This window comes from Pseudomonas sp. JQ170C (assembly GCF_035581345.1).
Classification (GTDB): domain Bacteria; phylum Pseudomonadota; class Gammaproteobacteria; order Pseudomonadales; family Pseudomonadaceae; genus Aquipseudomonas.
The window spans coordinates 1,158,176-1,182,238 of record NZ_CP141608.1 but is presented as its reverse complement, the minus strand read 5'-3'; the positions used below and the strand labels follow the sequence as shown (position 1 = coordinate 1,182,238).

Here is a 24,063-nt window from a genome sequence, read left to right as displayed (position 1 = left end):
TCTCGCTAAAAATTTGCTAAACCTGTGAAACGGACTAGCTTCAAATCTCGCAGCCTGTCAGAGCGAATGCTCTAAATCACCATGGAGGTGCCAGTGTACAAGGCCTGTGATTTCGCCGACGGCATTCTCCGGGAGGCTCTTTCAGTTAATGACTTGCAATGGAATGTCCTCATGAACTGACCTGAATCAGCTTATGACTTCGCCGCTGGATTTACTCTAGCGTCATCTCTTCTCCTGGTATGGAGTTATTCAATGTCAGACGCTCCCGGAAAACTACGACTTGGTGCGCTGGTTGCACTAGTCGTCGGCTCGATGATCGGCGGCGGTATCTTCTCGCTGCCACAAAACATGGCTGCCAGCGCGGATGTTGGCGCAGTACTGATCGGTTGGGGGATTACCGCGATCGGTATGCTGACCCTGGCATTTGTCTTCCAGACCCTGGCCAACCGAAAGCCGGACCTTGATGGCGGGGTATATGCCTACGCCAAGGCCGGCTTCGGCGACTACATGGGCTTCTCTTCGGCCTGGGGCTACTGGATCAGTGCCTGGCTGGGCAACGTGGGCTACTTCGTCCTGTTGTTCAGCACCCTGGGGTACTTCTTCCCGATCTTTGGCGAGGGCAACACCCCGGCCGCCATCATCGGCGCTTCGGTGCTGCTGTGGGCAGTGCACTTCCTGGTACTGCGCGGCATCAAGGAAGCGGCCTTCATCAACCTGGTCACCACCGTGGCCAAGGTCGTGCCACTGGCACTGTTCATCCTGATCGCCCTGTTCGCCTTCAAACTGGACATCTTCACCGCCGACATCTGGGGCAGCATGAACCCGGACCTGGGCAGCGTGATGAACCAGGTGCGCAACATGATGCTGGTCACCGTCTGGGTGTTCATCGGTATCGAAGGCGCGAGCATCTTCTCGGCCCGGGCAGAAAAACGCTCGGACGTGGGCAAGGCCACCGTGATCGGCTTTATCACCGTGCTGCTGTTCCTGGTACTGGTGAACGTGCTGTCGCTGGGCATCATGACTCAGCCTGAACTGGCCAAACTGCAGAACCCTTCGATGGCAGCCGTGCTTGAGCACGTGGTCGGCCACTGGGGTGCAGTGCTGATCAGCGTCGGCCTGATCATCTCGCTGCTCGGTGCCCTGCTGTCGTGGGTACTGTTGTGCGCCGAGATCATGTTCGCCGCCGCCAAAGACCACACCATGCCGGAGTTCCTGCGCCGCGAGAACGCCAACCACGTACCGGCCAACGCCCTGTGGCTGACCAACGCCATGGTGCAGATCTTCCTGGTCATCACCCTGTTCTCGGCCAGTACCTACCTGTCGCTGATCTACCTCGCCACCTCGATGATCCTGGTGCCTTACCTGTGGTCGGCGGCCTATGCCTTCCTGCTGGCATGGCGTAGCGAAACCTATGAACAAGCCCTGGCCGAACGCAAGAAAGACCTGATCATCGGCGGCATCGCCCTGGTCTACGCGATCTGGCTGCTGTACGCCGGTGGCGTCAAATACCTGCTGCTCTCGGCCCTGCTCTATGCCCCTGGCGTGATCCTGTTCGCCAAGGCCAAGCGCGAGGTCGGCCAACCCATCTTTACCCACGTGGAGAAACTGCTCTTCGCCGCCGTGGTCATTGGCGCCCTCGTGGCCGCCTATGGCCTCTACGACGGCTTCCTGACCCTGTAACCCCCCGTATTCGAAACTTGGAGGAAATGCATCATGTCCACGGAAAAAGTTAAGTACGGCGTACATTCCGAAGCCGGCAAACTGCGCAAAGTAATGGTCTGTTCCCCTGGCCTGGCGCACCAGCGCCTGACGCCGAGCAACTGCGACGAGCTGCTGTTCGACGACGTCATCTGGGTCAATCAGGCCAAGCGTGACCACTTCGATTTCGTCACCAAAATGCGTGAACGCGGCATCGAAGTGCTGGAGATGCACAATCTGCTGACCGACATCGTCGCGCAGCCTGAAGCACTGAAATGGATCCTGGACCGCAAGATCACCCCCGATACCGTCGGTATCGGCCTGACCAACGAAGTCCGCAGCTGGCTCGAAGGCCTGGAGCCACGTCACCTGGCCGAGTTCCTGATCGGCGGTGTGGCCGGTGAAGACCTGCCGGAAAGCGAAGGCTCCGGCGTGATCAAGATGTACCGCGACTACCTGGGCCACTCCAGCTTCCTGCTGGACCCACTGCCCAACACCCAGTTCACTCGCGACACCACTTGCTGGATCTACGGCGGCGTAACGCTGAACCCGATGTACTGGCCGGCGCGACGTCAGGAAACCCTGCTGACCACCGCCATCTACAAGTTCCACCCCGAGTTCACCGGTGCCGACTTTGAAGTCTGGTACGGCGACCCGGATGTAGAGCACGGCAAGGCCACCCTCGAAGGCGGCGACGTCATGCCGATCGGCAATGGCGTGGTACTGATCGGTATGGGTGAGCGCACCTCGCGTCAGGCCATCGGCCAACTGGCGCAATCGCTGTTCGCCAAAGGCGCTGTCGAGAAAGTCGTCGTCGCCGGCCTGCCGAAGTCCCGTGCAGCGATGCACCTGGACACCGTGTTCAGCTTCTGCGACCGCGACCTGGTCACTGTCTTCCCTGAAGTGGTCAAGGAAATCGTGCCGTTCGTCATCCGTCCAGACAGCAGCAAGCCGTATGGCATGGACGTGCGTCGCGAGAACAAAACCTTCATCGAGGTGGTGGCCGAGTCTCTCAACCTGAAAAAACTGCGCGTCGTCGAAACCGGCGGCAACAGCTTCGCCGCTGAGCGCGAGCAGTGGGATGACGGCAACAACGTCGTGGCCGTGGAGCCTGGTGTGGTCATCGGTTATGACCGCAACACCTACACCAACACCCTGCTGCGCAAGGCCGGTATCGAGGTCATCACCATCAGCGCCGGCGAACTGGGCCGGGGCCGTGGCGGCGGTCACTGCATGACCTGCCCAATCGTTCGTGACCCTATCGACTACTAAACGACCATCAACCCGGCCGCACCTACCCGGTGCCGGCCGGGCCGATCACCGAATTCAAGGAGAATCACCATGGCGTTCAACATTCACAACCGTAGCCTGCTGAGCCTGGAACACCACACCCCTCGCGAGCTGCGCTACCTGCTGGACCTGTCCCGCGACCTGAAACGTGCCAAGTACACCGGCACCGAGCAGCAGCACCTCAAAGGCAACAACATTGCGCTGATTTTCGAGAAAACCTCGACCCGCACCCGTTGTGCCTTTGAAGTGGCTGCCTACGATCAGGGCGCCAACGTCACCTACATCGACCCTAACTCCTCGCAGATCGGCCACAAAGAAAGCATGAAGGACACCGCACGGGTCCTGGGGCGCATGTATGACGCCATCGAATACCGTGGCTTCAAACAGGAAATCGTCGAAGAGCTGGCCAAGTTCGCAGGCGTTCCAGTGTTCAACGGCCTGACCGACGAATACCACCCGACCCAGATGATTGCCGACGTGCTGACCATGCGTGAGCACGCCGACAAGCCGATCCACGAGATCAGCTACGTCTACCTGGGCGACGCCCGCAACAACATGGGCAACTCGCTGCTGCTGGTCGGCTCCAAGCTGGGCATGGACGTGCGCATCTGCGCGCCTAAAGCCCTGTGGCCTCATGACGACCTGGTGGCACGCTGCAAGAAATACGCGGAAGAAAGCGGCGCACGCATCACCCTGACCGAAGACCCGAAAGCGGCGGTCAAGGGCGTCGACTTCATCCACACCGACGTCTGGGTATCGATGGGCGAGCCGGTTGAAGCCTGGGCCGAACGTATCCAGCAACTGCTGCCCTACCAGGTCAACGCCGAGCTGATGAAAGCCACCGGCAACCCACGCACCAAGTTCATGCACTGCCTGCCTGCGTTCCACAACTCCGACACCAAGGTCGGCAAGCAGATCGCCGAGCAGTACCCGAACCTGGCCAACGGCATCGAAGTCACCGACGACGTGTTCGAGTCCCCGGCCTGCATCGCCTTCGAGCAAGCGGAAAACCGCATGCACACCATCAAGGCGATCCTGGTTTCGACCCTCGCTGACCTGTAACCGGTAGGAGCGGGCTTGCCCCGCGATGCGGTGTGACTGTGGGATCGCTATCGCGGGGCAAGCCCGCTCCCACAGCCAGCCCGTTCCCACAGCAAGCCCGCCCCTGCACCCTCTTTGCTAGAAGGAATCCATCATGCGTATCGTTGTTGCATTGGGCGGTAACGCCCTGCTGCGCCGTGGCGAACCCATGACTGCGGACAATCAGCGCGCCAATATCCGCATCGCCGCCGAGCAGATCGCCAAGATCCACCCAGGCAATGAACTGGTCATTGCCCACGGCAACGGCCCGCAAGTCGGCCTGCTGTCGCTGCAAGCACAATCCTACAAGCCTGACGAAGCCTACCCGCTGGACGTGCTCGGAGCTGAAACCGAAGGCATGATCGGCTACATCATCGAACAGGAGCTGGGTAACCTGCTGGCCTTTGAAGTGCCATTCGCCACCCTGCTGACCCAGGTTGAAGTCGATGGCAATGACCCGGCCTTCAAGGACCCGACCAAGTTCATCGGTCCGGTCTACAGCAAGGATGACGCCGAGCGCCTGGCCAAGGAAAAAGGCTGGGTGGTCAAACCCGACGGTGACAAGTACCGCCGTGTGGTCGCCAGCCCGCGTCCAAAGCGCATCTTTGAAATCCGTCCGATCACCTGGCTGCTGGAAAAGAAAACCGTGGTCATCTGTGCAGGTGGCGGCGGCATCCCGACCATGTACGACGAGAGCGGCAAGAAGCTCAGCGGCGTCGAAGCGGTGATCGACAAAGACCTGTGCTCGTCCTTGCTGGCCCAGGAGCTCAAGTCCGATCTGCTGGTGATCGCCACCGACGTGAATGCGGCCTATATCGACTGGGGCAAACCTACTCAGAAAGCCGTTGCCGAAGCTCACCCTGACGAGCTGGAGCGCCTGGGCTTTGCCGCCGGTTCCATGGGCCCGAAAGTCCAGGCCGCCTGCGAATTTGCCCGCAATACTGGCAAGGTCGCGGTCATTGGCTCGCTGGCCGACATCGAAGAAATCGTCAAAGGTACTGCCGGTACCCGTGTCACCACGGCCAAGCCTGGAATAAGCTACCGTTGATGCAGTTGGGCGGACTGAAGGTCCGCCCGTTTCAACCTTCCAGAGGAGCCCGCCATGGCCCAGTTCACCCCCGGTCACCTGCATATCGAGCGTCATGCGCTGACCAAGGACGACGTCAGCTACGACCTGAGCATCGACTACGAAGTTGCCGCCGACCCCAAGAAAGGCAAGGGCATGCAGTTCAAAATGCACGGCTCGATCCAGGGCAAGGACATGAGTGAATCGTTCTTCCTGCCCAAGGAAGAGGCGTACAACTTCGCCAGCAACGTGACCAAGATTGCCGAGCAGTACGGTATCCCGAAGGCCTACAGCAGCATTGGCTCGGTGCACAAGCACTACGACGCCATGTTCGAGGACATCCGCGTACAGCTGAACATGAAATCCGGCGACCCGATCAAGCCGGAGCATTTCGAGTAAGTTTGCGCATTCTTCGCGGGGCAAGCCCACTCCTACCGGAGCGGGCTTGCCCCGCGATTCGTCTGCACAGCATACTGCCCGCCTTCGTAAGCCTTGACCCCTCCCCATGCGCATCCACGTCAGCTTCATCGACCGTGTCGGTATCACTCAGGAAGTGCTGGCGCTGCTCGGTGCCCGCAATCTCAACCTGGACGCTGTGGAGATGGTGCCACCCAACGTCTACATCGACGCCCCGACCCTCAGCCCCCATGTGCTTGAAGAGTTGCACGACGCCTTGTTGAACGTGCATGGCGTGCAGTCTGTACGGGTCGTGGACATCCTCCCTGGCCAGCGCCGTCACCTGCAGCTCGACGCCCTGCTCGCCGCCATGAGTGACCCGGTGCTGGCACTGGACAGCGCCGGTCACGTGCTGCTGGCCAACCCGGCGCTGGTGGCCTTGTGCGGCCAGGAGCCCTCCGATCGCTCGGTGGTCGATCTGTTCGACGACCCTGGCCTGCTCGAAGCGTTGATCGAGCAAGGGTTCCGCCTGCCCATGCGCGAAGTGGTGCTCAATGGCCAGACGCTGTTGCTCGACGCCACCCCCATCACCAACGCCGGTGGCCTGCTGACGCTGTACCAGCCCAACCGCATCGGCGAGCGGCTCTCGGCCCTGCACCACGATCACGCCGAAGGTTTCGATGCCTTGCTCGGCGACTCACCACCGATCCGCACCCTCAAGGCCCGCGCCCTGCGCGTCGCAGCCCTGGATGCGCCGTTGCTGATTCATGGCGAGACCGGCACCGGCAAGGAACTGGTGGCCCGCGCCTGCCACGCCATCAGTAGCCGTCACAGTGCCCCGTTCCTGGCACTGAACTGCGCGGCGCTGCCGGAAAACCTCGCCGAAAGCGAGCTGTTCGGCTATGCCCCCGGTGCCTTTACCGGCGCCCAGCGTGGCGGCAAGCCAGGGCTGATGGAACTGGCCAACCAGGGCACGGTGTTTCTCGACGAGATCGGCGAGATGTCGCCCTACCTGCAAGCCAAGCTGCTGCGCTTTCTCAACGACGGCAGCTTTCGCCGGGTGGGCGGTGATCGCGAGGTCAAGGTCAACGTTCGTATCCTCAGCGCCACTCACCGCGACCTGGAAAAAATGGTCGCCGAGGGCACCTTCCGCGAAGACCTGTTCTACCGCCTCAACGTGCTCAACCTGCAAGTGCCGCCCTTGCGCGAGCGCGGCCAGGACATCCTCCTGCTGGCCGGCTACTTCATGCAGCAGGCCTGCACCCAGATCCAGCGGCCGCCGTGCCGCCTGACAGCGGGCACCTACCCGGCCCTGCTCGGCAACCGCTGGCCGGGCAATGTGCGCCAGCTGCAGAACGTGATTTTCCGTGCGGCCGCCATCTGTGAAGGCAACCTCGTGGACATCGGCGACCTGGACATCGCCGGTACTTCGGTAGCCCGTGAGCACGACGGCGAAGTCGATAGCCTTGAGCAGGCCATGGAAGACTACGAACGCAGCCTGCTGGAAAAGCTCTACACCCGTTACCCGTCCACCCGCCAGCTCGCCAGCCGCCTGCAAACCTCCCACACCGCCATCGCCCATCGCCTGCGCAAATACGGCATCCCTGCCAAATCCTGAATACGCACTTCAACCGTACTGAAAACGATACAGCGTAACGATTTCAATACAGTCAGGTTTCAGCGCCGTAGTGCAAGGGTTTGATCCTTTTAAGCTTTTTTTATCACTTCAGGCTGTAGCGATTTCGTTACAGCCAGTATTTTCATGCAATTCAAATACTTCATAAGTATCTGATTTATATAGATATTTTATAAATGGCCGCAATATTGCTAATGGATTACTCATTCCAGTGCTCAGTGCCGATCCTGAGCCATGCCTACTGCCGTCCCCAGCGGCCCTTGAGGAGTTTCCATGAGCGAGTTGCGTTTTACCGAAGATCACGAATGGCTGCGTACTGAAGCTGACGGCAGCGTCACCGTCGGGATTACCGCCTTCGCCCAGAATGCCCTGGGTGATGTGGTCTACGTGCAACTGCCGGAGCTGCAAAGCTACGACCAGGGCGCCGAAGCCTCCACCGTTGAATCGGTAAAGGCTGCCAGCGGCGTGTACATGCCCCTGAGCGGTGAAGTGGTGGCCGTCAACGAACAGCTCGAGGCCAACCCTGAGCTGGTCAACGAAGACCCACTGGGTGAAGGCTGGTTCTTCCGCTTCATCCCGGCCGATGCCGGCGCCGTCGAGCAACTGCTCGACCAGGACGCCTACGACCGCCTGATCAAAGCCAACGCTGACGCCTGAGGACTCGCCATGACCATCAACCTCGGCACTGCCAACGAATTCATTGCCCGTCACATCGGCCCGCGCCAGGCCGACGAGCAGCACATGCTCGCCACCCTGGGCTTCGACTCCCTGGAAGCCATGAGCGCCGCCGTCATCCCTGACAGCATCAAGGGCACCAGCGTACTGGAGCTCGGCGCCGGCCAAAGCGAAGCCGATGCCCTGGCCTCGCTCAAGGCCATCGCCGCCAACAACCAACTGTTCAAGAGCTTCATCGGCCAGGGTTACTACAACTGCCATACCCCGGCGCCGATCCTGCGTAACCTGCTGGAAAACCCGGCCTGGTACACCGCCTACACCCCGTACCAGCCTGAGATCTCCCAGGGCCGCCTGGAAGCGCTGCTCAACTTCCAGACCCTGATCAGCGACCTCACCGGCCTGCCGATCGCCAACGCCTCGCTGCTCGACGAAGCCACCGCCGCTGCCGAAGCCATGACCTTCTGCAAACGCCTGAGCAAGAACAAGGGCAGCCACGCCTTCTTCGCCTCGGTGCATTGCCACCCGCAAACCCTGGACGTGCTGCGTACCCGTGCCGAGCCACTGGGTATCGAAGTGGTCGTGGGTGACGAGCGCGAGCTGGACGATGTCAGTGCATTCTTCGGCGCGCTGCTGCAGTACCCGGCCAGCAACGGTGAAGTCTTCGACTACCGCGCGCTGGTCGAGCGCTTCCACGCCGCCAACGCCCTGGTGGCGGTCGCCGCCGACCTGCTGGCCCTGACCCTGCTGACCCCGCCGGGTGAATTCGGTGCAGACGTGGCCATCGGCAGCGCCCAGCGCTTCGGTGTACCGCTGGGCTTCGGTGGCCCGCACGCGGCTTACTTCTCCACCCGCGACGCGTTCAAGCGCGACATGCCGGGCCGCCTGGTCGGCGTATCCATCGACCGCTTCGGCAAGACGGCCCTGCGCCTGGCCATGCAGACCCGCGAGCAACACATCCGCCGCGAGAAGGCCACCAGCAACATCTGCACCGCCCAGGTGCTGCTGGCCAACATCGCCAGCATGTACGCCGTGTACCACGGCCCACAGGGCTTGAAGCAAATCGCCCAGCGTACCCACGCACTGACCGCGATCCTCAAGGCCGGCCTTGAGCAACTGGGCCTCACGGTCGAAGTCCAGGCGTTTTTCGACACCCTCACCCTGGCCACCGGTGACGCGACCGCCACCCTGCACGACAAAGCCCGCGCCCGGCGCTTGAACCTGCGCCAGGTCGACGCCCGGCGCCTGGGCCTGTCGCTGGATGAAACCAGCACCCAGGCCGATGTCGAAGCCCTGTGGCAACTGTTCGCCGAAGGCAAGGCCGTACCGGACTTCGCCGCCCTCGCCAACAGCGTCCAGGCCCAGTTGCCTGCCGCCCTGCTGCGTCAGTCGGCGATCCTTGAGCACCCGGTGTTCAACCGCTACCACAGCGAAACCGAACTGATGCGCTACCTGCGCAAGCTGGCCGACAAGGACCTGGCCCTGGACCGCACCATGATCCCGCTGGGTTCGTGCACCATGAAGCTCAACGCCGCCAGCGAAATGATCCCGGTGACCTGGGCCGAGTTCGGCAACCTGCACCCGTTCGCACCTGCCGAGCAAAGCCAGGGCTACCAGCAACTGACCAGCGAGCTGGAAGCCATGCTCTGCGCCGCCACCGGCTACGACGCCGTGTCGCTGCAGCCCAACGCCGGCTCCCAGGGTGAGTACGCGGGCCTGCTGGCCATCCGCGCCTACCACCAGAGCCGTGGCGATGCCCGCCGCGACATCTGCCTGATCCCGTCCTCGGCCCACGGCACCAACCCGGCCACCGCCCACATGGCCGGCATGCGTGTGGTGGTGACCGCCTGTGACGCCCGTGGCAACGTCGATATCGACGACCTGCGTGCCAAGGCCATCGAGCACCGCGAACACCTCGCCGCGCTGATGATCACTTACCCCTCGACCCACGGCGTGTTTGAAGAAGCCATCGGCGAGATCTGCGCGATCATCCACGACAACGGCGGCCAGGTGTACATCGACGGCGCCAACATGAACGCCATGGTCGGCCTGTGCGCCCCTGGCAAGTTCGGCGGCGACGTCTCGCACCTGAACCTGCACAAGACCTTTTGCATTCCCCACGGCGGTGGCGGCCCGGGCGTCGGCCCGATCGGCGTCAAGTCGCACCTGGCGCCGTTCCTGCCGGGCCACGCGCACATGGAGAACAAGCAGGGCGCCGTCTGCGCAGCGCCTTTCGGCAGCGCCAGCATCCTGCCGATCACCTGGATGTACATCCGCATGATGGGCGGTGCCGGCCTCAAGCGCGCCTCGCAGATGGCGATCCTCAACGCCAACTACATCGCCCGCCGCCTGGAAGAGCACTATCCTGTGTTGTACACCGGCAGCAACGGTCTGGTCGCACACGAGTGCATCCTCGACCTGCGCCCGCTCAAGGACAGCAGCGGCATCAGCGTCGACGACGTGGCCAAGCGCCTGATCGACTTCGGTTTCCACGCCCCGACCATGTCGTTCCCGGTGGCCGGTACGCTGATGATCGAACCGACCGAAAGTGAGTCCAAGGAAGAACTGGACCGCTTCTGCGAAGCGATGATCCGCATCCGCGAAGAAATTCGTGCAGTGGAAAACGGCAGCCTGGACAAGGACGACAACCCGCTGAAGAACGCACCGCACACCGCCGCTGAAATCGCCGGTGAGTGGAGCCACCCGTACAGCCGCGAGCAAGCGGTGTACCCGCTGGCCACGCTGGTTGAAGGTAAGTACTGGCCACCGGTCGGTCGTGTCGACAACGTCTTCGGCGACCGCAACCTGATCTGCGCCTGCCCGTCGATCGAGAGCTACCAGGACGTCTGAGTCCTGATCGCGGGTCAAGCCCGCTCCTACCCCGTAGGAGCGGGCTTGACCCGCGATGCTCCCCACCCAACACGAGGGTACGACCATGTCACTGAGCGTCTTCGACCTGTTCAAGATCGGCATCGGCCCCTCCAGTTCCCATACCGTCGGCCCCATGCGTGCCGCTGCGCGCTTTGCTGAAGGGCTGCGCCGCGACGACCTGCTCAAGGCCACGGTCAGCGTCAAAGCCGAGCTCTACGGTTCGCTGGGCGCCACCGGCAAGGGCCACGGCAGCGACAAGGCCGTGCTGCTCGGGCTTGAAGGCGAACACCCCGACAGCGTCGATACCGAAAGCATCCCCGCCCGCCTGCAAGCCATCCGCAGCAGTGGAAGGCTCAAGCTGCTGGGTGAGCACGACATCGAGTTCATCGAGAAGCAGCACCTGGCGATGATTCGCAAACCCCTGGCCTACCACCCCAACGGCATGATCTTTCGCGCCTTTGACGCCGCGGGCTTGCAGATTCGTAGCCGCGAGTACTACTCGGTGGGCGGTGGTTTTGTCGTCGACGAAGACGCCGCCGGCGCCGACCGCATCGTCGAAGACAGCACCGTACTGCCCTACCCCTTCAAGACCGCCAAGGAACTGCTCGGCCATTGCGCCGCACAGAACCTGTCGATCAGCCAGGTGATGCTGGCCAACGAAGCGGCCTGGCGTCCCGAAAGCGAAACCCGCAGCGGCCTGTTGCGCATCTGGCAAGTGATGCAGGACTGCGTCGCCGCCGGTTGTCGCAACGAGGGCATCCTGCCGGGCGGGCTCAAGGTCAAGCGACGGGCGGCAGCGTTGTATCGCCAGCTGTGCAGCAACCCGGAGGCCAGCCTGCGCGATGCGCTCTCGGTGCTGGACTGGGTGAACCTGTACGCCCTGGCGGTGAACGAAGAAAACGCCTTCGGCGGGCGCGTGGTCACCGCACCCACCAACGGCGCCGCCGGTATCGTCCCGGCCGTATTGCACTACTACATGCGCTTTATCACCGGAGCCAATGAAGATGGCGTGGTGCGCTTTCTGCTCACCGCTGCGGCCATCGGCATCCTCTACAAAGAAAACGCCTCGATCTCCGGTGCCGAAGTCGGCTGCCAGGGCGAAGTGGGCGTTGCCTGCTCGATGGCCGCCGGCGCCCTGTGCGAGGTCATGGGCGGCACGGTGCAGCAGGTCGAGAACGCCGCCGAGATCGGCATGGAACACAACCTGGGCCTGACCTGCGATCCGATCGGCGGGCTGGTCCAGGTGCCCTGCATCGAGCGCAACGCCATGGGCTCGGTCAAGGCCATCAATGCGGTGCGCATGGCGCTACGGGGAGACGGTCAGCACTTCGTCTCGCTGGACAAGGTCATTCGCACCATGCGCCAGACCGGCGCCGACATGAAAAGCAAATACAAGGAGACCGCCCGCGGCGGTCTGGCCGTCAACATCATCGAATGCTGACACCCTCTCACGCACCAAGGAGTCATCAATGTCCACCGAAACACTGCAAAAGACCCCGCTGCACGCCCTGCACCTTGAACTGGGTGCGCGCATGGTGCCGTTCGCCGGCTACGACATGCCGGTCCAGTACCCGCTTGGGGTCATGAAAGAACACCTGCATACCCGTGAACAGGCCGGGTTGTTCGATGTCTCGCACATGGGCCAGATCCGCCTGCTGGGCGCCGGCGCCGCCAAGGCCCTGGAAACCCTGGTCCCGGTGGACATCATCGACCTGCCCACGGGCATGCAGCGCTACGCAATGTTCACCAACGAACACGGCGGTATCCTCGATGACCTGATGGTCGCCAACCTGGGCAACGACGAGCTGTTCCTGGTGGTCAACGCCGCCTGCAAGGACCAGGACCTGGCGCACCTGCGCAAGCACATCGGCAAGCACTGCCAGATCCAGCCGCTGTTCCAGGAGCGCGCCCTGCTGGCCCTGCAAGGCCCGGCAGCGGTCAAGGTGCTGGAGCGCCTGGCGCCCGCAGTTGCGAAAATGACCTTCATGCAGTTCCAGCCCGTGCAACTGCTGGGCGCTAACTGCTTTGTCAGCCGCTCTGGCTACACCGGTGAAGACGGTTTCGAGATTTCGGTACCGGCCGACCAGGCCGAAGCACTGGCCCGTCGCCTGCTGGACGAACCGGAAGTGGCAGCCATTGGCCTGGGGGCTCGCGACTCCCTGCGCCTGGAAGCCGGTCTGTGCCTGTACGGCCACGACATGAACGAGCAGACCACCCCGATCGAAGCGAGCCTGCTGTGGGCCATCTCCAAGGTCCGTCGCGCCGATGGCGCCCGCGCCGGTGGTTTCCCGGGTGCCGAGCAGATCTTCGCCCAGCAGCAAAGTGGCGTTGCACGTAAACGCGTCGGTTTGTTGCCGCAGGAACGCACTCCCGTGCGTGAAGAGGCAGAGATTGTCGATGAAGCCGGTACTGTTATCGGCAAGGTATGCAGCGGTGGTTTTGGCCCGACATTGGTCGGCCCCGTTGCAATGGGATATGTAGACAGCGCATATACCGCAGTGGATACCCCGGTATGGGCGATCGTTCGCGGCAAGCGTGTTGCAATGAAAGTCAGCAAGATGCCATTCGTTGCACAGCGCTACTACCGCGGCTGAATCGTTAGTTGAAACTTTGTGTCATCACGCGTTCGGATTTTCAAATTTGAACGCGTTTTATAACTTCCGAAAAGCATCGCGCTGCGCTCTGGAATGAGCCGAAAAAAATCGACCGAACGGACGCTAAAAGGTAGAGCGGTAGCCGCTTTGAGGGCTTGTTTTTGCCGACAGAGTTAGCGTAGAGTCACTGCACTGTGTTTGCATGGGTCGCTATGGTTCGTGACCTGGGCAGTAGCGCTGAGATTGCTACAACCCGTTCGACGTCTCTTACTTTCCTGCAACCCAGCCCAGTACTCTTTCATTTGGAAGAAGCTGTTACTAATTCTAAGTTTCAAAGGAAATAAGACAATGTCCCAACGTCAGAGCGGTACCGTCAAGTGGTTTAACGACGAGAAAGGTTTTGGTTTCATCACTCCAGAAAGCGGTCCGGATCTGTTCGTACACTTCCGCGCTATCCAGGGTAACGGCTTCAAGAGCCTGAAAGAAGGCCAGAAAGTCACCTTCATCGCCGTGCAGGGCCAAAAAGGCATGCAGGCTGACGAAGTTATCGCGGAAGCCTGATTCCCGATATAAAAAGCCCCTGCTGGCAACAGCAGGGGCTTTTTTGTGCGCGCAATTCCGTAGAATGGGCGTTTTGCGCAAGGAGGGCCCCGCGTATGCCCAAGCCGTTGTTACAGCCCCAGGGTGACTTCCCCGCCGTTGGCCTCGGTCGGCGCCTGGCGGCCATGTTCTATGACTTCCTGCTGTGTACTGCACTGCTGATCGTGACCGCCGGCATCTACAAGATGATCCAGATGGCAATCATCGGCGAGACGCGCATGCGCGCCATGACCGACGCCGGTGCCCTGGATGGCGACCCATTGCTGTCCACGGTGCTGGTGTTCGTCCTGTTCGGCTTCTTCGCCAAGTTCTGGACCCACGGTGGCCAGACCCTGGGCATGCAGGTGTGGGGCATTCGCGTGCAGAACGCCGATGGCAGCGCCATCAGCCTGTGGCAGGCCCTGCTGCGCTTTGTGGTCTCGATCGCCTCCTGGCTGTGCCTGGGGCTGGGATTCATCTGGTCGTTGTTCGACAAGCGCCAGCGCAGCTGGCATGACATCTACTCCGACACCCAATTGGTACGCGTGCCCAAGCGCACCAAATAACTCCTGTAGGAGCGGGCTTGTCCCGCGATAGCGATCTTCCTGACATATCGCTATCGCGGGGCAAGCCCGCTCCTACACACACAAAAAAGCCGACCCTTGGGTCGGCTTTTTTCATGCTATCCAGCGCGTCTCAACATCCACCATCCGGCCCCGGCGCAGATTGCCGCCGGGATCACCACCGCCAGTAGCGGCGGGAAGCCAAACACCTGGCTCGATGGCCCCAGCAGGTCCTGGGCGATGCGGAACACGAAGCCCACCAGCACACCGGTGAACACACGCTGCCCCAGGGTGACCGAACGCAATGGACCGAAGATGAACGAGATGGCCATCAGCACCAGCGCCGCGGTCACCATCGACTGCAGCACCTTGGTCCAGAACGCCAGCCAGTAGCGGGCATTGTTCAGGCCCTGGTCGGACAGGTAGTGGATGTAATCCCACAGGCCCGTAATCGACAGCGACTCCGGCGCCAGCACCACGGTGTTGAGCAGTTGCGGAGTGACGGTGACATCCCAGCGCTCGGCAGGTGCCTTGACCACCTCGGTGTGATCGCCACGGAAGTGGGTGGTGGTCACGTCGCTCAGTTGCCAGTGATCGTCCTGGTACTGCGCTCGGCGGGCAAAGCTGGAGGTGACCAGGTGACGCTCGTTGTCAAAGCGATAACGGGTGACGCCATACAGCAGGCCATTGGGTTGCACGGAGTTGATGTGAACGAACTCCTCGCCCTGGCGGTGCCACATGCCACGCTTGGAGCTCTGCGCCTCACCACTGCCCTGGGCCAGCGAACGATCGGCCTGGGCCTTGTTCTCGGTCACCGGTGCCACGTATTCGCCGATCAGGATACCGGCCAGCATCAGCACCAGCATCGGCTTCATGACCGCCCAGACAATACGCCCGATGGACACACCGGCGGCGCGCATGATGGTCAGCTCGCTGCTGCTGGCCAGGCTGCCCAGGCCGATCAGGCAGCCGATCAACGCCGCCATCGGCAGCATGTCGTAGAGCCGGCGTGGTGCTGTCAGCAAGACAAAGTTGCCGGCATCCATGAGGGTGTAGCTGTCGCTGATGTCGCCCATTTCGTCGATGAACGCGAACAGCGACGCCAGGCCCAGGATGATCCCGAGCACGGCAAGAATGGCCACCAGGACGCTCTTGCCGATGTAGCGGTCGAGCTTAACCATGGGCCACCTCCGCACGGCGGGCGGCACGCTTGAGGCGCATCGGCTCCCAGTACATCAGCCCCAGGCCGATGAGCAAGAACAGTCCGTGGACCCACCAGATACCCAGGCCGATCGGCAGCTTGCCTTTCTCCAGGGCGCCGCGCACGGCAATCAGCATTGTCAGGTACGCCATATAAAGAAGAATCGCCGGCAGCAGCTTGAGGAAGCGGCCCTGGCGCGGGTTGACCCGCGACAGCGGCACCGCCATCAGGGTCACGATGAACACCAGCAGCGGCAGCGACAGGCGCCATTGCAGCTCGGCACGCTCGCGCAGGCCGTCGTGGCCGATCAGTTCGGAAGTCGGGATCGCCTCGCGGTCGGTGATGTCTTCGCTGACCTCAGGCTTGGGCAGCAGTACGCCATAGGTGTCGTACTTGATCGCGCGGTAATCGGCCTGACCGGGGTTGCCGTCGTAGCGGTAGCCGTTCTCCAGGATCAGGTAGCGATTGCCGTCGGCACCGATCTCTTGCCGGCCCTTCTCGGCGACCAGTACCGAGGGCGCACGCTCCTTGGTCTTGTCTTCGGAGAAGCGCTTTTCGGAAATGAACACGCCGGCCAGGTTGCCGCGGTCTTCGGACAATTGCTCGGTGTAGGTCACCCGCGAGCCGTCGCGCAAAGTCTGGAAGCGCCCCGGCACCAGGGTGTCGAATTCGGTCAAGGCATCCTGCTGGTTGATGATCTGGGCCACCTGGGTCACGCCCTGAGGCGCCAGGCCCAGGCTCAGCCAGGCCACCAGCAAGGCCACCAGTGCCGCTGGCGCCATGGTCATGCGCAGCAAGCGCTGCTGACTCATGCCGGTCGCCGAGAGCACGGTCATCTCGCTTTCCAGATAAAGCCGGCCGTAGGCCAGGAGAATCCCGAGGAACAGCCCCAGCGGCAGGATCAATTGAAGGAAGCCCGGCAGGCGATACCCCATGATCAGAAACAGCACACCCGGATCGAGGATGCCCTGGGCCGCCTGGGCAAGGTACTTGATGAAGCGCCCGCTCATGATGATGACCAGCAGCACAGCGCTGACGGCACTCAGGGTCACCAGGACCTCACGGGACAGATAACGGAAGACGATCAAACCAGACACTCCTGGGTTGTCAGGCTCGGACAGCCGAACAAGGAATACATAACTGCCAAGATAGTTACCGGCTCGCTCATGCGAACCTGGACAAAAGTTGGCGCATTATCCTGTGATTGACCGTGCCTGTCACTTGGCGGCTTGCAATGCTTCATATCGGGGTTGTCAGGGCAGTCCATGCAGGCTCAAACTGGCAGCTTTATCACTGGCACGCGACCACGCGGCCAGCTCGCTTACTGCGCCTGCACAGACAGCGCGCATAGACAGATCATTCGGGGACCCTGACATGGAACTGGTTGTAAAGAGCGTAGCCGCTGCATCCTTGAAAACCGCAACGCTGGTGCTGACTGTCGGTGAAGGCCGCAAGCTCGGCGCCACCGCCAAAGCTGTCGATGAAGCCAGCGCCGGTGCCCTGAGCGCCGTGCTCGAGCGCGGCGACCTGACCGGCAAGGTTGGCCAGACCCTGCTGCTGCAAGGCCTGGCGAACCTCAAGGCCGAGCGCGTGCTGCTGGTCGGTGTCGGCAAAGAGGCCGAGCTGGGTGATCGCAGCTGGCGCAAAGTGGTGTCCAGCGTGCTGGCCGTGCTCAAGGGCCTGAATGGCAGCGACGCGGTGCTGGCCCTGGATGACGTCGCCGTCACTGGCCGTGACGCCTTCTATGGCAAGACCCGCCTGCTGGCCGAAAGCCTGCTCGACGGTGAGTATGTCTTCGACCAGTTCAAGAGCCAGAAAGCCGAACCCCGCGCCCTGAAGAAAATCACCCTGCTGGCCGACAAGGCCGGTGCCGGCGAAGTCGAACGCGCCCTCAAGCACGCCCGCGCCATTGCCGCCGGCATGCGCTTCACCCGCGACCTGGGCAATCTGCCGCCGAACGTCTGCCACCCAAGCTACCTAGCCGAGCAGGCCAAGGGCCTGGGCAAGGCCTACAAGGGCCTGAAGGTCGAAGTGCTGGACGAGAAGAAAATCAAGGAACTGGGCATGGGCGCGTTCTACGCCGTTGGCCAGGGCAGCGACCAGCCACCACGCCTGATCGTGATGAGCCACCAGGGCGGCAAGAAATCCGAGAAGCCGTTCGTGCTGGTGGGCAAAGGCATCACCTTCGACACCGGCGGCATCAGCCTCAAGCCAGGCGCCGGCATGGATGAAATGAAGTACGACATGGGCGGTGCCGCCAGCGTCTTCGGCACCCTGCGCGCCGTGCTCGAACTGCAACTGCCGATCAACCTGGTGTGCCTGCTGGCCTGCGCCGAGAACATGCCGAGCGGCGGCGCTACCCGTCCGGGCGACATCGTCACCACCATGAGCGGCCAGACCGTCGAAATCCTCAACACTGACGCCGAAGGCCGCCTGGTGCTGTGCGACACCCTGACCTACGCCGAGCGTTTCAAGCCTCAGGCTGTGATCGACATCGCCACCCTGACCGGTGCCTGCATCGTCGCCCTGGGCAGCCACACCTCGGGCCTGATGGGCAACAACGATGAGCTGGTCGGCCAACTGCTCGACGCCGGCAAGCGTGCCGACGACCGCGCCTGGCAGCTGCCGCTGTTCGACGAATACCAGGAGCAGCTCGACAGCCCGTTCGCCGACATCGCCAACATCGGCGGGCCAAAGGCCGGCACCATCACCGCGGGCTGCTTCCTGTCGCGCTTTGCCAAGGCCTACAACTGGGCTCACCTGGACATCGCCGGCACGGCCTGGATCAGCGGCGGCAAGGACAAGGGCGCCACTGGCCGTCCGGTCCCGATGCTGACCCAGTACCTGCTCGATCGCGCCAACGCCTGAGTGACAGCCGGGCAGTTGCGTCTTCGGACGTAACCGCCCGGCAGGCTGACCATGAGCAAAGTCGATTTCTATATTCTGCCCAGCGACGCGCCCTCGGCGCGCCTGGATTTTGCCTGCAAGCTCTGCGACAAGGCCTGGCGCCTTGGGCACAGGGTTTACCTGCACTGCAGCGATGCCGCCCAGCGCGATGAGCTGGACGCGCGCCTGTGGGCCTTCAAGGGCGAGGCCTTCGTGCCCCACAGCCCGGCCGAGGATGACCCGCAAGGCAGTGTGGCCCTGGGCCTTGGCGATGACGCCGGCAGCCATCAGGACCTGTTGATCAACCTGGACCTGAAGGTACCGCCGTTCGCCGCGCGCTTTGCCCGCATTGCCGAGATCGTGGTCGAGGAGCCGACGATTCGTCTGGCTGCCCGAGAGAGTTACCGTTTCTACCGCGAACAGGGCTATGCTCTGCAGAATCACCGCTTACAGCGACTCTGAGACGATGGATAAACCCACTGCCTTGCCCCAATCTGCACACCTGCTGGACGACCTCGAGTCGATTCGCCAGCTACTGGGCGACGAATCCCTTGAGCCACCGCTGCTGACCGACACGGTCGAGGAGCAAATCCCGCTGTTGCTCGAAGAGGCCATCGTGCCGCCAGTCCCTGCTCCGGCGCCTGCTCCGGTAGTGGCTGACGATCCACAAGCCCGACGCCAGGAAACCCTGTTGCACCTGGACACCGAGTTGCGCGCCGCTGCGCAGTTGATCATGCAGGACGTGATCAACGACTTTACCCCGCATATCGAGAACGAAATCAAGCGCAGGCTTGATGCCAGACTGGAGCGGCTGCTCGGCCAGCTTCCAGAGTGATTAGCGGGGCAAGCCCGCTCCTGCTCGACAGGAGCGGGCTTGCCCCGCGATGTTTTTACCTCCTGCCATCACCTCGCTCTACGCCCCGGCCCTTATCCCCGTTATACTTACCGGCTTTCCTGAATAAATGCCTAAGGGTCCCGCCGCGCATGGATAAGACCTACCAGCCGCACGCTATTGAAACTTCCTGGTACAACACCTGGGAGTCCGAGAATTACTTCGCCCCGCAAGGCGCAGGCGATTCCTACACGATCATGATCCCGCCGCCGAACGTCACCGGCAGCCTGCACATGGGTCATGGCTTCAATAACGCGATCATGGACGCCCTGATCCGTTTCCGCCGTATGCAGGGTCGCAACACCCTGTGGCAGCCAGGTACCGACCACGCCGGTATCGCCACCCAGATGCTGGTCGAGCGTCAACTCGAAGCCAAAGGCCAGAATCGCCACGACCTGGGTCGCGAGAAATTCCTGGAGAAGGTCTGGGAGTGGAAGGATCAATCCGGTGGCAACATCAGCCGCCAGATCCGCCGCCTGGGCTCGTCGGTCGACTGGAGCCGCGAGCGTTTCACCATGGACGACGGCCTGTCCGAAGCGGTCAAGGAAGCCTTTGTGCGCCTGCACGAAGACGGCCTGATCTACCGCGGCAAGCGCCTGGTCAACTGGGACACCAAGCTGCACACGGCGATCTCCGACCTCGAAGTGGAAAACCACGACGAAAAAGGTCACCTGTGGAACCTGCGCTACCCGCTGGCTGACGGCGCCAAGACCGCCGACGGCAAGGACTACCTGATCGTCGCCACCACCCGTCCGGAAACCATGCTCGGCGACGCCGCCGTGGCCGTGAACCCCGAGGACGAGCGCTACAAGGCGCTGATCGGCAAGTTCGTCGAGCTGCCGCTGGTTGGCCGCCGCATCCCGATCATCGGCGACGACTACTGCGACCCCGAGTTCGGCACCGGCTGCGTGAAGATCACCCCGGCCCACGACTTCAACGACTATGAAGTCGGCAAGCGTCACAACCTGCCGCTGCTGAACATCTTCGACAAGAACGCCTTCGTGCTGCCGGCAGCCCAGGTGTTCAACCTCGACGGCACCCTCAACGAAAGCATCGACGCCACCCTGCCCGCCCAATACGCTGGCCTGGACCGCTTCGTCGCGCGCAAGCAGATCGTTGCCGACTTCGACGCCGCCGGCCTTCTGGTCAGCGTCGACGATCACGCCCTGAAAGTACCGAAGGGCGACCGTTCTGGCACCGTCATCGAGCCATGGCTGACCGACCAGTGGTACGTGTCGACCAAGCCGCTGGCCGAGCCTGCCATCGCCGCCGTTGAAGACGGTCGCATCCAGTTCGTGCCCAAACAGTACGAGAACATGTACTTCTCCTGGATGCGCGATATCCAGGACTGGTGCATCAGCCGCCAGCTGTGGTGGGGCCACCGCATTCCGGCCTGGTACGACGAGTCGGGCAAGGTCTATGTAGGCCGTAGCGAAGAAGAAGTCCGCGCCAAGCACAACCTCGGTGCCGACGTGGTCCTGAACCAGGACAACGACGTCCTCGACACCTGGTTCAGCTCGGGCCTGTGGACCTTCTCGACCCTGGGCTGGCCGCAGCAGACCGAATTCCTCAAGACCTTCCACTCCACCGACGTGCTGGTTACCGGTTTCGACATCATTTTCTTCTGGGTCGCCCGGATGATCATGCTGACCATGCACCTGGTGAAGAACGAGGACGGCACCCCGCAGGTTCCGTTCAAGACCGTGTACGTTCACGGCCTGGTCCGCGACGGCCTGGGCCAGAAGATGTCCAAGTCCAAGGGCAACGTCCTTGACCCGCTGGACATCGTCGATGGCATCACCCTGGACGAGCTGCTGGAAAAACGCACCAGCGGCCTGATGCAGCCCAAGCTTGCCGAGAAGATTGCCAAGCAGACCAAGGCCGAGTTCCCCGAAGGCATTGCCAGCTACGGTACCGACGCCCTGCGCTTTACCTTCTGCTCGCTGGCCTCCACCGGTCGCGACATCAAGTTCGACATGGGCCGTGTCGAGGGCTACCGCAACTTCTGCAACAAGATCTGGAACGCCGCCCGCTACGTGCTGGACAAAGGCGAAGACTGCGGCCAGAACGGTGAAGCCTACGAGCTGTCGCTGGCTGATCGCTGGATCATCTCCCAGCTGCAACGCACCGAAGCCGAAGTGACCCGCCAGCTGGAGCAGTTCCGCTTCGACCTCGCGGCCCAGGCGCTCTACGAGTTCATCTGGAACCAGTACTGCGACTGGTACCTGGAGCTGTCCAAGCCGGTACTGTGGGACGAGAACGCCCCGGTCGAACGCGCCCGCGGCACCCGCCGCACCCTGGTACGCGTGCTGGAAGTGGCCCTGCGCCTGGCGCATCCGTTCATGCCGTTCATCACCGAAGAAATCTGGCAGCGCCTGGCGCCGCTGGCCGGTGCCGAAGGCAAGACGATCATGCTGCAGCCTTGGCCAGTGGCCAATGAAAGCCGCATCGACGCCGCGGCCGAAGGCGATATCGAATGGCTCAAGGAACTGATGCTCGGCGTGCGCAACATTCGCGGCGAAATGAACATCGGCCCGGGCAAGCCACTGCAACTGTTCCTCAAGAACGCCAGTGCCGAAGACCAGCGTCGCCTGCAGGAAAACGAAGCGCTGCTCAAGAAGCTGGCGAAGATTGAATCCTTCACCGTGCTGGGCGAGCAGGACGAAGCACCGCTGAGCGCCACCGCACTGGTAGGCGATCTGCAAGTGCTGGTGCCGATGGCCGGCCTGATCGACAAGGACGCCGAACTTGCACGCCTGAACAAGGAAATTCAGCGCCTGCAGGGCGAAGTCCAGCGTGTGGGCGGCAAGCTGTCCAACGCCGCTTTCGTCGACAAGGCCCCGCCTGCGGTGATCGACAAGGAACGCGCCAAGCTGGCTGAGGCCGAACAGGCCCTGGCCAACTTCACCGAGCAGCATGCGCGGATCGCTGCGCTGTAACGATCGCTGATCTCAGTGATGCCATCGCGGGTCAAGCCCGCTCCTACCGGTGTAGGAGCGGACTTGACCCGCGATGCTTTCCACCGGACACCACGATGACCACACCCGACAAACCGACCCTGCATGCACGCAACCGCCACCAGGGCCGCTACAACTTCCCCGATCTGATCAAGAGCAGTCCCGAACTGGGCCAGTTCATGATCACCAACCCCCATGGCAAGCCCAGCATCGACTTTGCCAACCCCGAAGCCGTACGAGTATTCAACCGTGCCTTGCTCAAGGCCCAGTACGGCATCCAGCACTGGGACATTCCGGCCGACTACCTGTGCCCACCCATTCCAGGCCGCGCCGACTACATCCATGTACTGGCCGACCTGCTGGCCGAAGAGAACGGCGGCGAAATTCCCCGAGGCGCCCAGGTGCGGGCGCTGGATATCGGTGTCGGCGCCAACTGCATCTACCCGCTGCTGGGCCACAGCGACTACCGCTGGCGCTTCCTGGGCTCTGACATCGACCCCACGGCCCTGGCCGCCGCCAAGGCCATCGTCCAGGCCAACGGCCTCGATAAAGCCATCAGCCTGCGCCAGCAAGGCAATCGCAAGCACATCCTGCTAGGCCTGCTCAAGGATGACGAGCGTTATGACCTGACGCTGTGCAACCCGCCCTTCCACGCCTCCCGCGAAGAAGCCACCCGTGGCAGCCAGCGCAAGTGGCGCGCCCTGGGCAAGGCCGACCCCAAGCGCAAGCTGCCGGTTCTGAACTTTGGCGGGCAGAACAACGAACTGTGGTGCGAAGGCGGCGAGATCCGCTTCGTCAGCCAGCTGGTGGCCGAGAGCGCAACCCTGGGCCAGCAGGTGCTGTGGTTCACCTCACTGGTGTCCAAGGCATCCAACTTGCCCGGTATCCAGGCCGCCCTGAAGAAGGCCGGTGCGCAGATGGTGCGTATCGTCGAGATGGGCCAGGGGCAGAAGCAGAGCCGCATGGTGGCCTGGACCTTCCAGGATGAAGCCTCTCGCCAGGCATGGCGCCAAAGCCGCTGGACAACCCGGTAGGAGCAAGCCTGTTGTAGTGACGGGCTTGTTGTGGGGCTTGTCGTGGGAGCGGGCTTGCCCCGCGATTGCGGTGTGACAGGAATACTGCAATCGCGGGGCAAGCCCGCTCCTACAGGCATAAAAAAAACCGCGTCCGGGCAACCCGGACGCGGTTTTTTTCAAGCTGTTTACAATTACTTGTTTACAGCGTCGGTCAGCACTTTGGCTGGCACGAACTTGACGACTTTCTTGGCAGCGATTTCGATGGCAGCGCCAGTCGAAGGGTTGCGGCCGGTACGGGCAGGACGCTCGGTGATTTTCAGTTTGCCAATACCTGGCAGAGTGATCTCGCTGCCATTTTCCAGTTGATCAGCAACGATCTGACCCAGTTGCTCCAGAGCGTTACGCGCGGTGGTTTTCGGCGCGTCGATAGCTTCGGCGATGTCGGCGATCAGTTGGTCTTTGGTCAATGCCATGGTGGTGTTCCTTCCCTATCAAATTCAGTGAGTATGCAGAGTGCTACGTCAGTCATCGAGCCAGACCTGCGGGGGAGCCGGCGGTCCGGTGTTACAGCCACGTCAATCGCGTATGTAGATACGCAAAACGGCGTTTGGTTCGACGTGACGCAAGCGGTCTGCCAGCAATGCGCCACACACGGGGCGCAAGACC

20 protein-coding genes are annotated in these 24,063 nt (G+C 62.3%); 17 read left to right on the top strand and 3 right to left on the bottom strand.

Annotation, left to right across the window (positions count from 1 at the left end; translation table 11 throughout):
• The first annotated feature begins 252 nt into the window (after positions 1 to 252).
• The 12 genes from arcD (at position 253) to U9R80_RS05340 (ending at position 14,448) form a co-directional block, all read left to right on the top strand.
• The gene (gene arcD, locus U9R80_RS05395; protein ID WP_301837344.1) at positions 253 to 1,680 is read left to right on the top strand and encodes an arginine-ornithine antiporter; all 1,428 of its coding nucleotides are present in this window, start codon (positions 253 to 255) and stop codon (positions 1,678 to 1,680) included.
• 33 nt (positions 1,681 to 1,713) lie between these two features.
• Positions 1,714 to 2,970 carry an arginine deiminase gene (gene arcA, locus U9R80_RS05390; RefSeq protein ID WP_301837345.1) on the top strand — a complete coding sequence of 419 codons (1,257 nt, stop codon included), beginning with the start codon at positions 1,714 to 1,716 and terminating at the stop codon, positions 2,968 to 2,970.
• 69 nt (positions 2,971 to 3,039) lie between these two features.
• On the top strand, positions 3,040 to 4,050 hold the full coding sequence (locus U9R80_RS05385; RefSeq protein WP_301837346.1) for an ornithine carbamoyltransferase: 1,011 nt from the start codon (positions 3,040 to 3,042) through the stop codon (positions 4,048 to 4,050).
• Positions 4,051 to 4,183: 133 nt separating this feature from the next.
• Complete coding sequence (gene arcC, locus U9R80_RS05380; protein ID WP_301837347.1) at positions 4,184 to 5,116, top strand: carbamate kinase; 933 nt, start codon at positions 4,184 to 4,186, stop codon at positions 5,114 to 5,116.
• 54 nt (positions 5,117 to 5,170) lie between these two features.
• On the top strand, positions 5,171 to 5,533 hold the full coding sequence (locus tag U9R80_RS05375) for a DUF5064 family protein (protein WP_301837348.1): 363 nt from the start codon (positions 5,171 to 5,173) through the stop codon (positions 5,531 to 5,533).
• 106 nt (positions 5,534 to 5,639) lie between these two features.
• Positions 5,640 to 7,148 carry a sigma-54-dependent transcriptional regulator gene (locus U9R80_RS05370; protein ID WP_301837349.1) on the top strand — a complete coding sequence of 503 codons (1,509 nt, stop codon included), beginning with the start codon at positions 5,640 to 5,642 and terminating at the stop codon, positions 7,146 to 7,148.
• Between the two features lie 291 nt (positions 7,149 to 7,439).
• On the top strand, positions 7,440 to 7,823 hold the full coding sequence (gcvH, locus tag U9R80_RS05365; RefSeq protein ID WP_301837350.1) for a glycine cleavage system protein GcvH: 384 nt from the start codon (positions 7,440 to 7,442) through the stop codon (positions 7,821 to 7,823).
• Between the two features lie 9 nt (positions 7,824 to 7,832).
• A complete protein-coding gene (gene gcvP, locus U9R80_RS05360) occupies positions 7,833 to 10,688 on the top strand; it encodes an aminomethyl-transferring glycine dehydrogenase (RefSeq protein WP_301837351.1) in 2,856 nt (951 codons plus the stop codon).
• A gap of 85 nt (positions 10,689 to 10,773) precedes the next feature.
• Complete coding sequence (locus U9R80_RS05355; RefSeq protein ID WP_301837352.1) at positions 10,774 to 12,150, top strand: L-serine ammonia-lyase; 1,377 nt, start codon at positions 10,774 to 10,776, stop codon at positions 12,148 to 12,150.
• A 28-nt stretch (positions 12,151 to 12,178) separates the two neighbouring features.
• The gene (gcvT, locus tag U9R80_RS05350) at positions 12,179 to 13,303 is read left to right on the top strand and encodes a glycine cleavage system aminomethyltransferase GcvT (RefSeq protein ID WP_301837353.1); all 1,125 of its coding nucleotides are present in this window, start codon (positions 12,179 to 12,181) and stop codon (positions 13,301 to 13,303) included.
• Positions 13,304 to 13,651: 348 nt separating this feature from the next.
• Positions 13,652 to 13,864: a cold-shock protein gene (locus U9R80_RS05345; protein ID WP_010220199.1), complete on the top strand. Its 213-nt coding sequence runs from the start codon at positions 13,652 to 13,654 to the stop codon at positions 13,862 to 13,864.
• A gap of 95 nt (positions 13,865 to 13,959) precedes the next feature.
• On the top strand, positions 13,960 to 14,448 hold the full coding sequence (locus tag U9R80_RS05340) for an RDD family protein (RefSeq protein WP_301837355.1): 489 nt from the start codon (positions 13,960 to 13,962) through the stop codon (positions 14,446 to 14,448).
• Positions 14,449 to 14,564: 116 nt separating this feature from the next.
• Here the strand turns inward: U9R80_RS05340 and lptG are convergent, their stop codons facing one another.
• Together lptG and lptF are read right to left on the bottom strand one after the other, a co-directional pair.
• On the bottom strand, positions 14,565 to 15,626 hold the full coding sequence (gene lptG, locus U9R80_RS05335) for an LPS export ABC transporter permease LptG (protein ID WP_301837356.1): 1,062 nt from the start codon (positions 15,624 to 15,626) through the stop codon (positions 14,565 to 14,567).
• A complete protein-coding gene (gene lptF / locus U9R80_RS05330; protein ID WP_301837357.1) occupies positions 15,619 to 16,734 on the bottom strand; it encodes an LPS export ABC transporter permease LptF in 1,116 nt (371 codons plus the stop codon). Before lptF ends, lptG begins: the two co-directional genes overlap by 8 nt.
• 286 nt (positions 16,735 to 17,020) lie before the next feature.
• Here lptF and U9R80_RS05325 point away from each other — a divergent pair, with 286 nt between their 5' ends.
• The 5 genes from U9R80_RS05325 (at position 17,021) to rlmF (ending at position 23,415) form a co-directional block, all read left to right on the top strand.
• A complete protein-coding gene (locus U9R80_RS05325) occupies positions 17,021 to 18,514 on the top strand; it encodes a leucyl aminopeptidase (RefSeq protein ID WP_301837358.1) in 1,494 nt (497 codons plus the stop codon).
• 51 nt (positions 18,515 to 18,565) lie between these two features.
• Positions 18,566 to 18,994: a DNA polymerase III subunit chi gene (locus tag U9R80_RS05320; RefSeq protein ID WP_028942856.1), complete on the top strand. Its 429-nt coding sequence runs from the start codon at positions 18,566 to 18,568 to the stop codon at positions 18,992 to 18,994.
• A gap of 4 nt (positions 18,995 to 18,998) precedes the next feature.
• Positions 18,999 to 19,367, top strand: coding sequence for a DNA polymerase III subunit chi (locus tag U9R80_RS05315; protein WP_301837359.1), 369 nt, complete (start codon positions 18,999 to 19,001; stop codon positions 19,365 to 19,367).
• A gap of 149 nt (positions 19,368 to 19,516) precedes the next feature.
• On the top strand, positions 19,517 to 22,363 hold the full coding sequence (locus U9R80_RS05310) for a valine--tRNA ligase (protein ID WP_301837360.1): 2,847 nt from the start codon (positions 19,517 to 19,519) through the stop codon (positions 22,361 to 22,363).
• Between the two features lie 95 nt (positions 22,364 to 22,458).
• A complete protein-coding gene (rlmF, locus tag U9R80_RS05305; RefSeq protein WP_301837361.1) occupies positions 22,459 to 23,415 on the top strand; it encodes a 23S rRNA (adenine(1618)-N(6))-methyltransferase RlmF in 957 nt (318 codons plus the stop codon).
• A 173-nt stretch (positions 23,416 to 23,588) separates the two neighbouring features.
• Here the strand turns inward: rlmF and U9R80_RS05300 are convergent, their stop codons facing one another.
• Positions 23,589 to 23,870, bottom strand: coding sequence for an HU family DNA-binding protein (locus U9R80_RS05300; RefSeq protein WP_009398256.1), 282 nt, complete (start codon positions 23,868 to 23,870; stop codon positions 23,589 to 23,591).
• Between the last annotated feature and the right edge of the window lie 193 nt (positions 23,871 to 24,063).